The organism is Rhodococcus sp. MS13 (assembly GCF_013277835.1).
In the GTDB taxonomy this organism is placed as follows: domain Bacteria; phylum Actinomycetota; class Actinomycetes; order Mycobacteriales; family Mycobacteriaceae; genus Rhodococcus_F; species Rhodococcus_F erythropolis.
Genome location: NZ_VBTL01000009.1, coordinates 66,454 through 78,362, shown reverse-complemented (window position 1 = coordinate 78,362; position 11,909 = coordinate 66,454). Strand labels below are relative to the sequence as shown.

At 63.5% G+C, this 11,909-nt stretch carries 12 protein-coding genes; 7 read left to right on the top strand and 5 right to left on the bottom strand.

Features of this window, described 5'->3' with window-relative positions:
- The first annotated feature begins 85 nt into the window (after nucleotides 1-85).
- Both FEZ59_RS17795 and FEZ59_RS17790 read left to right on the top strand, forming a co-directional pair.
- Nucleotides 86-343, top strand: coding sequence for a DUF2530 domain-containing protein (locus FEZ59_RS17795; RefSeq protein ID WP_019744928.1), 258 nt, complete (start codon nucleotides 86-88; stop codon nucleotides 341-343).
- Nucleotides 344-478: 135 nt separating this feature from the next.
- Entirely contained in the window at nucleotides 479-1,474 is a 996-nt protein-coding gene (locus FEZ59_RS17790) for an iron-siderophore ABC transporter substrate-binding protein (RefSeq protein ID WP_172932969.1), read from the top strand.
- Here FEZ59_RS17790 and FEZ59_RS17785 read toward each other — a convergent pair.
- The 3 genes from FEZ59_RS17785 to FEZ59_RS17775 form a co-directional block, all read right to left on the bottom strand.
- On the bottom strand, nucleotides 1,464-2,015 hold the full coding sequence (locus FEZ59_RS17785) for a phosphatase PAP2 family protein (RefSeq protein ID WP_020908797.1): 552 nt from the start codon (nucleotides 2,013-2,015) through the stop codon (nucleotides 1,464-1,466). The genes FEZ59_RS17790 and FEZ59_RS17785 overlap by 11 nt on opposite strands.
- Before the next feature lie 6 nt (nucleotides 2,016-2,021).
- A complete protein-coding gene (locus FEZ59_RS17780) occupies nucleotides 2,022-4,694 on the bottom strand; it encodes an ATP-binding protein (RefSeq protein ID WP_134999129.1) in 2,673 nt (890 codons plus the stop codon).
- Between the two features lie 68 nt (nucleotides 4,695-4,762).
- Nucleotides 4,763-5,584, bottom strand: a complete 822-nt coding sequence (locus tag FEZ59_RS17775; RefSeq protein WP_019744932.1) for a DUF3027 domain-containing protein — start codon at nucleotides 5,582-5,584, stop codon at nucleotides 4,763-4,765.
- Nucleotides 5,585-5,622: 38 nt separating this feature from the next.
- Here FEZ59_RS17775 and FEZ59_RS17770 point away from each other — a divergent pair, with 38 nt between their 5' ends.
- The 3 genes from FEZ59_RS17770 (at nucleotide 5,623) to FEZ59_RS17760 (ending at nucleotide 8,711) form a co-directional block, all read left to right on the top strand.
- Entirely contained in the window at nucleotides 5,623-6,453 is an 831-nt protein-coding gene (locus FEZ59_RS17770) for a glutaminyl-peptide cyclotransferase (protein ID WP_021332212.1), read from the top strand.
- Nucleotides 6,454-6,522: 69 nt separating this feature from the next.
- Entirely contained in the window at nucleotides 6,523-8,217 is a 1,695-nt protein-coding gene (locus FEZ59_RS17765) for an MFS transporter (protein WP_030244200.1), read from the top strand.
- On the top strand, nucleotides 8,217-8,711 hold the full coding sequence (locus tag FEZ59_RS17760) for a DUF2771 domain-containing protein (protein ID WP_202022966.1): 495 nt from the start codon (nucleotides 8,217-8,219) through the stop codon (nucleotides 8,709-8,711). The genes FEZ59_RS17765 and FEZ59_RS17760 overlap by 1 nt, the downstream gene beginning before the upstream one ends.
- Nucleotides 8,712-8,799: 88 nt before the next feature.
- Here FEZ59_RS17760 and FEZ59_RS17755 read toward each other — a convergent pair whose 3' ends face one another.
- Nucleotides 8,800-9,213 carry a cold-shock protein gene (locus tag FEZ59_RS17755; RefSeq protein WP_007733502.1) on the bottom strand — a complete coding sequence of 138 codons (414 nt, stop codon included), beginning with the start codon at nucleotides 9,211-9,213 and terminating at the stop codon, nucleotides 8,800-8,802.
- Between the two features lie 215 nt (nucleotides 9,214-9,428).
- On the opposite strand from FEZ59_RS17755, the gene FEZ59_RS17750 reads away from it, so the two are divergent.
- On the top strand, nucleotides 9,429-9,656 hold the full coding sequence (locus tag FEZ59_RS17750) for a hypothetical protein (RefSeq protein WP_003940194.1): 228 nt from the start codon (nucleotides 9,429-9,431) through the stop codon (nucleotides 9,654-9,656).
- A gap of 33 nt (nucleotides 9,657-9,689) precedes the next feature.
- Complete coding sequence (locus FEZ59_RS17745) at nucleotides 9,690-10,079, top strand: YccF domain-containing protein (protein WP_003939919.1); 390 nt, start codon at nucleotides 9,690-9,692, stop codon at nucleotides 10,077-10,079.
- Between the two features lie 121 nt (nucleotides 10,080-10,200).
- Here the strand turns inward: FEZ59_RS17745 and FEZ59_RS17740 are convergent, their stop codons facing one another.
- Nucleotides 10,201-11,598: a putative Ig domain-containing protein gene (locus tag FEZ59_RS17740; RefSeq protein ID WP_172932967.1), complete on the bottom strand. Its 1,398-nt coding sequence runs from the start codon at nucleotides 11,596-11,598 to the stop codon at nucleotides 10,201-10,203.
- Nucleotides 11,599-11,909 lie beyond the last annotated feature (311 nt).

Sequence of the window (11,909 nt, the reverse complement as noted above, 5' to 3'; positions counted from 1 at the left end):
CGCTGTAGGTCGCCGTGTGCCGGCGCACATGAAGCCGGTCGCACTAGGGAGAGTAGGCCACCGGGGTACGGGTAGCGTTAATTTTGTGACGGAGACTCGCAACACAACCAGCCTGATCGGCAAATTGTCCGCACCCGCGCCGGCACTGATCATCGGCACCGCGTTGTGGGTGGTCGCCACGATCGTGGTCGCGGTGAGCGGCGATCGTTGGTCGGATGCACTCCCGATCTGTTACGCGGGTATCGGAGTCGGCTTCCTCGGCCTCGCTCTGTTCTCCATTCAACGACGCGCAGCTGTGCGCGGTGACAAGGGCGCACAACAGGGCGCCGGTCTGGTCGACTGAGCAGGTCGATTCACCCTTTCAGTGTGGTAAGCCTACCCTGCACCCTAGTGTCGGTCTTAGCTTGTCAATGCTGAAAGGAACCACGTAACCGTGAAGATCTCCCACCGAAATCGTTGGAAAAGCCGAGGACGTTGGATGAGACTGACATCGGTTGCTCTGGTCGCCCTGGTCGGCACAGCACTCGTCTCCTGCAGTTCGAACGATGACGCAGCAAGTAGTTCGTCGAGTTCCGGTGGCGGCGCCTTCCCCGTCACGATCGATCACGCTTTCGGCAGCACCACGATCGATTCCGAACCAAAACGGATCGTCACCGTCGGTTACAACGACGAGCAGGCTCTGCTGGCCTTGGGCATCAAGCCCGTCGGAATGGTCAATCAGTACCCGGGCGAGCCGGACGTCAACCGCACGTGGCCGTGGGTCACCGGCCCTTGGGGCGGAACCGAACCGACCGTCGTCGGCAGCAATCCCGAAACCACGATCAGCGTCGAAAAGATCGCTGCGCTCGAGCCTGACTTGATCCTCGCGCTCTACTCGAGCATCGACAAAGACCTGTACAGCACACTTTCCGCGATCGCCCCGACCGTCGCGAAGGATCCGGCCTACGGCGACTACGCAACTCCGTGGCAGATCACGACGAAGACCGCAGCGAAGGCAGTGGGTCGCGAAGCCGACGGCGAGAAGTTGGTCGCCGATATCGACAAGCAGTTCGCCGACGCCAGAAGCGCTCACCCGGAATTTGCAGACCAGACCGCGGTGATCATCAGCGTCGACACGACCCCGGAGTTCTACGCCTTCTCCTCCGAGGACGCCCGCGGACGGGTCCTCGGCAGTCTCGAATTCAAACCTGCTCCCGCGGTCGAGGCATTGATGAACGGTGAGTTCTACGCGCCCATCTCCACCGAGCGACTAGATCTCCTCGACGTGGACCGTCTCGTTGTCATCGGCAATCCCGATGCCGCCCAGGCGGTCCGAAACAATCCGGGCTTCCAGCAACTCGACGTGGTCAAGAACAATCGCGTCGTCTACGTCAACGACGATCAGGCCCCGCAGGTCGGTGCGGCCCTGACCGCGAGTTCAGCACTGAGCTTGCCGTGGGCGACAAGCCAACTACTCGCCGAACTCACGAAGTAACCAGCGCCCGGCGCTTCCTGATCTGCGCAGTTCCCCAGATCCACACTCCGGCCCACACCATCCCGAACGCCCAACCTGCCAGCACATCGGTCATCCAATGGGCAGCCAGGTAGACGCGGGAGAATCCGACAGCGATCGTGTACAGGCCGAGGCTCGCGAGCATTGCCATCTTCGCGAGCCTCGGCAAAGCAAGCCGAAGAATCACTGCGGCAACCGAAGTCGCGAGTATCGCGCTCATCATCGCGTGGCCCGACGGGAACGAATACGAATCGATTTCGATCAAACGCTCCGGCAGGGGTGGACGGGTTCGCGTGAAGATGCGCTTCAATCCGCTCATCACGAGCAGACCGGTCAACATCGATCCGGCGATCAGCAGAGCTTCCGTTCGGAGCCCCCGAACCAGAAGCACGATCGTGAGCAGCGTCGCGATCAGCCACGACGCGAGGGTTCCGCCGCTGTCGGTGATGACGTCGACCACGTCCACGAGCCACGCCGTCCGCTGGCTCACTGCACTGTCGAGTACCCACTGATCAAAAGACATCTGCCCTCACATCCCTTGCGGCAGAGTCCACGTGCGCATCACGTGATGAACGCCGTCCGAGTCCACCCACCACGGCACGGTCACTGTCGCCTCCACCGCTCCTGTCAGTTCCACCGACAGTTCGTGATGGATCACTACCTCGCCGCCGGGAACCTCACGGCCGAGGGCTGCGAAGCCGAGAACTGCCTGTGGTTCGTTCGCCCACGTCGTCACAACGCCGGTGCTGCTCACTCGTCCGTGAACGGATGTGGACGCCGTAGCGACGTCGAGCAGATCTGCCAGTGCGTCAGCTGTCTCGAAACTGCCGAGCACCACTCGTTGTGCAGGCAGTGCCGCTCCCAGCCACGGTCGGTCGAGAACAAGGGCGTCGCCGGGATCGACCAGATCGCCGGAAAGGCCTCGCACGAACGGCGGCAGGTGCAGTTCCTCCAGGTCGAGAACCCGTCGCTGCGCTGCCTCACCCAGCAGTCGGTGCGTCCGCGCGACGACGGCGGAGGCCGGCATCCGTAGTGGGTCGGCAAGCCGATCGAGTAGCAGCTGAGCCAGTTCCGGATCGTCGACGGTATCCGATGCCAGCAATCCGGAGAAGAATCCGGCGTCGGGGTGTTCGGCAGCATCGAGCAATCCCTCGAAGGTGCGATCGCCCGGAGCGCGCAGCAAGCCAAGCACCTCACCGCCGAGTTCGGCATTCGAACGCAACCACCACGCCGTGTATCCACGACGGTCGGTGAGCAGCGCCCGCGTCGCCGGCGACTCGACCAGCAGCGACAGCGCCTGCGGCCAGCGGTCTTCGTCCACGAGATCGAGATCGCGCACGGCTTCGATGTATTCGGGGTCCTCGTCGAGGGTGTCCCACCATGCGTCTTCGGCGTCGAGATCGTGATCGGGGCCGGACGGCAATTCCTCACGGACCACCGTGAAACCCCACCCGACACCGACTACCCGTAGCGCCTGCTCCCCCACCCGCTGAACAAAATCAGCGTCGACGATGCCGAAGGGAGAATCCTCGACCAGGACGCTTGCAAGGGGAGCTCCCGGAAGCAGAAGTTGGTCGGCGGACCGCAATTCGCCCTCCGAATCAGGAAGCAGCACTTCACCGATCCACGACGGCAGCGCCCCTGGCGCCACGTGGGCCGCCAATCCGAGCACCACTTGCGCCAACTCCGTCGCTACCGAATCATCCTGATCCGCAGCATCTTCGATCAAGGCTCGCAGTGCCGGATCGGACAGCAGGTCGGTGGCACTCGCGGTCTGTGCTCCCAATCGAGACAGCAACGGGTGCGCCGCGACAGGATGAACCAACCTCGTCCACTGCACAGACGGTGCGTCTTCGCCCAGTTCGACGCCGACGACGACGGTCCGCGGTCCGGTCACCGTTCGTCCATCGGAGAGCGGAACCGGCAGTGTTCCAAGCTCTTCCACCGCAAGAGTGTCGATCACCAAGGGCTCGAGAGCCGAATAGAGTCGATTCCACCACTTCGGTTCACGTTCCAAGCCGCTGAGCAGTTCCGCGATGCGCGCGAGCCCGATGCGGTGCGTCGACACTGCCGAGAGTGCTCGCTCGTGCTTGGGGCCGGAGAGCTCGGGGACAACCAGGCCGCCGATGATGTCGGTGAGCAACTCGGCAAGGTCATCACTGAGCCCGGGCACCACGGATGCTCGCTGCGGCGCGCGGTCGGGTTCACCGACCACCGGAAGCCACTCGTTTTCCTGCAGCTCCTTCAGAAGCGCTTCGCGCAGAAGCGAATCGGTTTCGCTGCGGGCAAAGGCAGGGATCGGGACGAGTGCCGTTCGCTGCCGAGGAGGTAGTGCAGCAAGGAACTTCGCGTACCCCTCGGCAAGCGGAGCGATCGGTGCAGCGGGCATGAGGCGTCGCCGATCGGGTTGCATTGCAATGTCGGCAATGATGATCGCGGGGATCGACAGTTCCTCGTCGGATCGGGTCGGCGCCCGCAGCACGTCGTCTGCGACCGGCTCGACGACCCCGTCGCGGACCGGCACCAACCACCGTGCGTTCGGCGCCGAGTACTGCCACCACGTGCGATCTCCGATGACCACCTCGACGAGACCGGAATCCAGCACTCGTTCCGATCGCCGAAAAGTCTTCTCACCCAAACGAATTGATCCGAGAGCCGGGAGTTCGAGCAGCAGATCGACTGCCTCACGTGCCATCTGCGAAAGCAGCGCCGCGGCATCGACGTCCGGCCGAAGCGTCAGCACCACCTCCGAATCGGCACCGTCGCTCGGCAATTCGCCAGACGGCCACACCAAACGAAGTACGGGGACACCGGTTTCCGGCACGGGGAGTTCGCGAGACTCGATCTCGCGCAGAGTTTGCGAGGCAGAGAATCGAATCGATCCCGTCGACGAGCGCAGTTCCACCTCGTCACCGACCGAGAGAACTGCCGAGAATCCGACTCCGAACCGTCCCGTCACGCCTTCGTCGGCGTCGACCTTGTTCGACGCACGCAGCGCCGTGAGTGCGTGAACGCCGGATTCGTCCAGCGGACGGCCGGTGTTCGCGACGGTCAGCGTCCGACCGTCCACGTCCACCCACAAAGAGCCCTCGACGCCCTCGCGTGCAGCTGCATCGGCAGCGTTCTGCGCCAGTTCGGTGAGCAGACGGTCGCGGTACCCGGCCTTCGCGAGGTCGGATTCCGCAGCCGCGTCTTCACGCAATCGCGTCGGAGATTCCGACCACGCGCGCAGCGTCGCCTCGCGGAGTGCGTCCGTGCCGAACGGATCTTCTACTCGGTGGATACCGAATCCTCAACTGCAACAACGCTCGACGGGCGAGCGGGCACCGCAATCAGCTCGACTGCTCCGTCGTCGAATGCGTCGAACTGCGGCGAGCCCGCACCGAGCGGCAAGCTGGTGTCCGAATGCGCGCCACAGCCGTAGGACACGCTGACCACCCGGCCGTCTGCGGAGAGTTCGTTGCCGCACACGCCGAACGCTGCGTGCAGCGAACCTGCGAGTGGAAGGAAGAATCCACACAGCCCACACGTCGACGGGGCAGCCTTGGCCATCTCCGACTCCGGGCCGAAGTCACCGTCGAACCAACGCTGCGCGGCATCGAGTCGGCCCTCGAGGCTCATGACCTGTTTGCGGCCTAGCCCGATTTCGAGAGCTACCTCGTCGACTTCCGGGTCACCGGTGGCGACGTAGCCGGGAACGAGCCGAGGATCCTCGGCCGGCGGGGCGAGTAGGTCACCGACGGAGAGATCGCCGGGACGAATCCGCTGATCCCATGGCAGCCATTCCGGCGCAACCAACGCGTCGGGACCCGGCAGCAGCGCCAACTCACTGACAGTTGCGCGGGTGTCCTCCGGTCCGGCAGCGACGACAACCGCCCACTGCCAACCGCGGTATCCGGGAATGTCTGCTGCAAATCGATGGGTGGCGGCAAATTCGTCCTCCGACGTCACGCCGAGGTATGCCCCCACACCGCCTTCATGCAGGTCGACGACTGCCGTTCGGGCAAGCTCGACCGCATCGGCCAGTACTGGGCGCGGCACTGCACGCTCTGGAGAAGTAGCAACACTCACTCCTCCAGTTTGCCGCACCACCGCAAGTCCGCAACGCACTGGGCTGCCATGCTGGGCAGATGAGTAGGTCACACGCCAATTCCGTGCGCACTTTTGCAGTGGTCGCCGTGATCGCGTCAGCCCTGGCGGGGTGCTCCGATTCCCCCGGTGCTCCCGACAGCCTCACGTCCGAAACCGGCTCCGTCGAGATCGTTCGAGTGTCCGCGCACGATCCCGACGCGTTCACGCAGGGCCTCGAGATCGACGGAAACCGGTTGTACGAAAGCACCGGACGCGTCGGGCAGTCCTGGGTGCGCTCGAGCGAGATCTCCGACGAGCAGTCCCCCGCTTCGGGACCGGAAGTTGCGCGTGCCGATCTCGACCCGCCGTTGTTCGGTGAGGGCATCACGGTCGCCGGAGACACACTGTGGCAACTCACCTGGAAAGACGGCGTCGCCATCGCCCGTGACAAGGACACCTTGACCGAACGTGGGCGGTTCCCACTCGACACCGAGGGATGGGGAATCTGTTCGCTCGGGGATCGGCTGGTCTCCAGCGACGGTTCGGCCACGTTGACCTTTCGCGATCCCGAAACCTTTGCGCCGATCTCGACAGTCGACGTCACCAGATCTTCGGAGTCCGTCGGCAAGCTGAACGAATTGGAATGCGCCGAAGACGGCTCCGTCTACGCCAATGTCTGGACCACCGACACCGTCGTCCGAATCGACCCGTCGGACGGCGCCGTCACGAACGTGTACGACGCATCGGCTCTACGCGAAGAACTCGTCACGGATGGATCGACCAGCACCGTCGACGTTCTCAACGGCATCGCGCAGATTCCCGGTACCGATCGATTCCTGCTCACCGGCAAGTATTGGCCCCAGATGTTCGAAGTCCGTTTTGTTAACTGAGTCCGACATGACACAGGACTCGCAGGGGTGTGCGTGGTAGCCGCGCCGACACTAGGACAGAATTGAGTGGTGACCGGACCGCGCGAACCCTACGACCCCGAAACTCGGCGAATCCACGACGAGCCGGAGGGGCAACAGGTGCACCCCGGTTACGACAATTACCCACCCGCGGCCCGCCCGGACAACTACCCGCCTTCGGCTCGCCCCGCTGCGCGTCGCACGCCGTTGCCGCCGCTGCACCCGATCCCCGAATCACGGGGAGACTCGGATTCCGCGTCCGGTTCGAAGGCACCGGGTGCGGACGCCCCCAAGGCTCCCCCGATGCCCCGCAAGCTCACCGTCACCCGCGTCGCAGCGATGCGCAGCCGCGAACTGACGAACAAGGGCATCGCGACCTTCCAGCGCGCAGCGAAGGCCGACGGCGCGGACAAGTCCGGTCTGACCGCTCTCACCTACGCGGTGATGACGAACAACGCCACCGACGCCGCGATCTCCGTCGCTCTGGCCAACACGCTGTTCTTCTCGGCTGCGACGGGTGAGGACAAGACCAAGGTCGCGCTCTATCTCCTGATCACGATCGCACCGTTCGCGGTCATCGCACCGCTCATCGGTCCGATGCTCGACCGGTTGCAGCGCGGCCGCCGCATCGCACTCGCGTCGTCGTTCGGAATCCGGACACTCCTCGCAGTGATCCTGGTCTTCAACTTCGACAGTTGGATCCTCTATCCGGCCGCGCTCGGCATGATGGTGCTCAGTAAATCGTTCTCGGTACTCAAGAGTGCGGTGACACCACGCGTCCTACCACCGGAAATAGACCTGGTGCGCGTCAATTCGCGTCTGACGGTCTTCGGGTTGATCGGCGGAACGATCGGCGCCGGCGCCGTCGCGGGTGCGCTCGCGCTCGCTTTCGGTTCCACCGGAGCCTTGTGGTTCGCCGTCGCCGTCACCGTCTTCGGCGCATATCTGAGCATGCGAATCCCGTCGTGGGTCGAAGTCACCGAGGGTGAGGTTCCCGCGACCATCACCTACCACCCGGACGAGGCGCACCACGCCGGCAGCGCCCCACCACAGCCGAACGCGAAACCGGCCAAGGTCCGACAGCCTCTCGGACGCGCCGTGATCATCGGACTCTGGGGCAACGGCACCATTCGCGTGCTCACCGGCTTCCTGACGCTCTACATCGCGTTCGTCGCCAAATCACGCACCGATCACGAGCCGCTCCAGCAAGCCATGATGCTCGGCCTGGTCGGCGCAGCGGCCGGTCTGGGAAACTTCGCCGGAAATGCCACGGGTGCGCGCCTCAAGCTCGGCCGGCCCGCACTGATCGTGCTCCGGTGCACTGCGTCGGTCTGGATCATCGCGGTGATCGCAGCGCTGACGGACAACCTGATGACCGCTGCGCTGGCCACACTCGTAGCCTCCGCCGCCAGCGCACTCGCAAAGGTCTCACTCGACGCGTCACTCCAGCACGACCTGCCCGAGGAATCGATCGCGTCCGGATTCGGCAGATCCGAGACGGTTCTGCAGTTGAGCTGGGTACTCGGCGGCGCATTGGGGGTTCTGCTTCCGACCGAATACTGGATCGGGTTCACTGTTGTATCGGTGTTCCTGACGATCGGGCTTCTACAGACCTTCCTGAGCTACCGAGGAAGCAGCCTCCTGCCCGGCCTAGGCGGGAAGCGACCCGACCTGGCCGAACAAGAAGTGACCGAAGTGATTTACACCGGTAAATCCAACCGAGGACAAGGAAGTACTCCGCAGTGATGATGCGCTCGAGAACAAAGAAGATCGTGGCAGCGATCAGTGTCCTGATGGTGGTGGCACTAGTTGCTTACGTCTCCGTTCTTTTCGTGATCATCAAGAACATCAACGACGACCCCGAAAAGCTGCCGGTCATCACTGCATACGCACACGCCAAGACGATCGAGACGAACCCTGCCGGGTTCTGCACCATCGATCTGTCCCAGTGCGCCCAGGTGGGCGACATCTATGCCCTCGACGTTCCCGCGGGCTACCCGCTGCAGCTGTCGTTGTCGACGGACGTCTCCGATGCGCAGTGGGCCCTGCTGGCGGTCTACGAGGATGCCGACGGCAACCAGACCGGCGAACCCCGAGTCTTCGAGCCCGGCGAGGCCCTGGCAGTGACGGTCGAATCTTCGAGCGATCCCGTCAAGCAACTCGTCGGCGTCGAAATCCACCTCGCCGTCGGTGAGGGAAGCGAACAGGGACTACTGATCTGGTCGATCAAGACCGCCTGATCCCCGGAAGAACGAAAATGCCCTGCACACCGATTGGTGTGCAGGGCATTTTGTTTCGAAGCCGTGTACGGCAGCTCGAATCGAGCGATCAGGTATCGAGCTCGCGAGCGACGGCTCGGACGACCTCGGAGATCCGCTGAGCGGTCTTGCGGTCCGGGTACTTGCCGTTGCGCAGATCCGGCTGGACCTTCGCCTCGAGCAACGTGATCATGTCCTCGACCATGCCGTGCAGCTGGTCAGGGGTGTGCTTACGCTCGACGGGCTCACGACGCGTCGCCGTAGCGCCCCGCAACGACGGCGCCGGCTCCAGCACCTTCAGGCTCAGCGCCTGCGGACCGCGGCGGCCCGCAGCCATGCCGAACTCGACGCGCTGGCCGGCCTTCAAGCCTTCGACGCCCTCGGGGAGAGCGGAAGCACGGACGTAGACGTCCTCGCCCTCTTCCTGCGACAGAAAGCCGAAACCCTTTTCGACGTCGTACCACTTCACCTTGCCGGTCGGCACCGCGTTCACCTGCTCATCACTCGACTGGGGCATCTGCCCCAATGTGCTCGGGAGGCTCTCGGAAGAGCCTCATGGCCTTGCTCGCATCGCTTCCGGTGGAAGAATGCAAAAGAACGCGCCCCACACTTGCTTCAGCGGGGCGCGCAGTCTGTTAACAGTCTACCTGTGACGAACCCGGGTCGGCACCCAGGTTTACAGGCACTATCCTCGTAGGTGTGGACCCTCAACCGAACCCGCGCACTTCCGGCACCGGAAACGGTCTGTTCCGTACGGCGATGGCACTGTTCATCGTCGGATTCCTGGCGATCGTGGCCATCTTCGCAGTCCACATCTTCAGCGACACCCCGCCCGGCCTAGCGTTGTACCTGGTGGCACTCGCGTGCCCGATCGGCTTCCTTCTGGCCATCGTCTACACGCTCAGATCCGGTCGACGAGTGCGCTGATCACTCCCGCCTCCAACCGAAAGGTCACTGACCATGAGAATCCTCCTGAACGTGATCTGGCTGGTGTTCGGCGGCTTCTGGCTGGCGTTGGGTTACTTCGCCGCAGGCATCATCTGCTGCATCCTCATCATCACGATTCCCTTCGGAATCGCGGCATTCCGCATCGGCATCTACGCACTGTGGCCGTTCGGTAAGACCGTCGTCGACAAGCCGACCGCTGGTGTCGGTTCGATGATCGGCAATGTCATCTGGGTGATCATCGCGGGTATCTGGTTGGCGATCGGACACATCGTCACCGCCGTCGCGATGGCGATCACGATCATCGGAATTCCGCTCGCGGTCGCGAACCTGAAGATGATTCCGATCTCGCTGATGCCGCTCGGCAAGGAGATCGTCGACGTGGACCGCGTCAATTACGCATAGCCGTGGACCGCGTCAATTACGCATAGCCGTGGACCGGGTGAATTACGCGTAAGCGGGCCCGGAGACAGAAGAACCCGACCACTGCAGGTGCTGTGGTCGGGTTCTCTCGTATCAGGTCGGATCAGCGGCCGAGGCTACCGAGTCCGGGGAGGTTACCGAGCGAACCGGTACCCGTTCCCGGGTTGCCCGGATCAACGGGGCCGACCGGACCCTCGGAGACCACGATGGTCACACTCGAAGCGCGCGAAAGCACGCTCTTCGCAGTTATCTCGACGGTGACGCTGCCGACGGCCGTGGGGGTTCCCGAGATGGTGCCGTCCTGTGCGAGGGACAGTCCGCCGGGCAGAGTGCCGTTGGTGAGCGCAAAGGCTGCCCGGGTATCAGCGGCAGTGAGCTTCTGCGAATACGCCTTACCGACCTGAGCGGCAGGCAGTTCGACGGTCGCGGGTAGCGGGTACGCAGCAACGACGGTCACCTTGCCCCCGTTGGTCGTCGACGCGATGGCGCCGGTCGAGGTGTCGAGCGCGAGGTTTTTGACCTTCTCCAGTGCCGGAACCTTGGTATCGGTCAGAGCGGTGGTGGCGCGGGTCGTCAGATCGACCGACCACAGGTGTCCGTTCATGACGTCCGCGACATATGCAATGCCTGCAGCAGCGTCGACGACCACGCCGTTGGGAATCGCGGTCGGAGACAGCGTGGTCTTCGACAGAACCGCGCCGGCCGGGGTGATCGCCCACAGGTTGGTTGCCCGGGTGTCGGTCATGTAGATGTTGCCGGTGTTCGTGTCGACATCGACGTCGACCGGGTAGAGGTTGTCGGCACGCACGATCGACTTGAGTGCTCCGCCCTTGCGTACGTCCGCCTGCCACAGCGTGCGGCCGTAATTCTCGTCGAAGAAGTTGGTGTCCGCGATGTAGAGGACGCCGCGGACACTGTCGAAGGCGAGCTTGGTCGGCGTTGCCGACTTGTCGACCAGAATGCTCGACACGGCGTCGGCGGCGTTGGGGTCGACGACTCGGATGTTGCCGGACTTGTAGTCCGAGAAGTACGCGCGGTGTGTTGTGGGGTCGACGACGACATCGTTGATCTGCGGCCGCGAGCCGTCGGGGTTCTTCTCGCTCAGCGTGACCGTCTTTTCGACCTTGCCGGTCTTCGTGTCGACAATCGAGATCGCGCCGCCGTAGGAGGAGGACACGTATGCGCGTCCGAGGTCCGAGTCCACGGCAAGTGCCGACGGGTAACCGACGACACCGTCGATGGTGCCGACGGACTTGCCGGTCTTCGTGTCGACGACGGACAACGAGCTGGTCGGTCCGCCGTACTGCGTGATGTATCCGCGGTGGGTTGCCGAGTCGACGACGATGTCACCGGGCTGGGTTGCGGAATAGCTTCCGACAACACCGTGTGTCGGATCCTCGGGTGAGGCGTGTGCAGCGGGAGCAGTGACGGCCAGGCCGACAGCAGCAGCGGCGACGGCGAGTGACGCGGTGACCGCACGCCGACGGTATTGCAGTTTCATGAGGGGTGCCCTACTTCTTTGGAAGACTCTGCGAACCCTGCCCATTCGGGGCAAGTCAGGCAAACCTAACCTAAGTTTCAATCTCGATGTTGAGACACAGGACACATCTTCGACCTGGATCGGCACACCTCTCACTCGGCCGGAATTCCATTTCCACATAACGTGTGACCTTGCTCACATTACGGATGGATAACGGAACGGACACAACCGGACATTCACTCAGGCACCCCCACCTACCTGGGAAGAGTCTCCTGCGCTTTGTGTGACGCGTTGTACGTCCTTCGCCACGCCGCGTTATCAAATGGTGACAC

Bases quoted from the DNA above. Each gene is read 5' to 3' on its own strand.
- FEZ59_RS17790 (WP_172932969.1), top strand. From the start codon at position 479: ATGAGACTGACATCGGTTGCTCTGGTCGCCCTGGTCGGCACAGCACTC.
- FEZ59_RS17785 (WP_020908797.1), bottom strand. From the start codon at position 2,015: ATGTCTTTTGATCAGTGGGTACTCGACAGTGCAGTGAGCCAGCGGACG.
- FEZ59_RS17770 (WP_021332212.1), top strand. From the start codon at position 5,623: ATGAGTAGGTCACACGCCAATTCCGTGCGCACTTTTGCAGTGGTCGCC.
- FEZ59_RS17760 (WP_202022966.1), top strand. From the start codon at position 8,217: ATGATGCGCTCGAGAACAAAGAAGATCGTGGCAGCGATCAGTGTCCTG.
- FEZ59_RS17745 (WP_003939919.1), top strand. From the start codon at position 9,690: ATGAGAATCCTCCTGAACGTGATCTGGCTGGTGTTCGGCGGCTTCTGG.
- FEZ59_RS17740 (WP_172932967.1), bottom strand. From the start codon at position 11,598: ATGAAACTGCAATACCGTCGGCGTGCGGTCACCGCGTCACTCGCCGTC.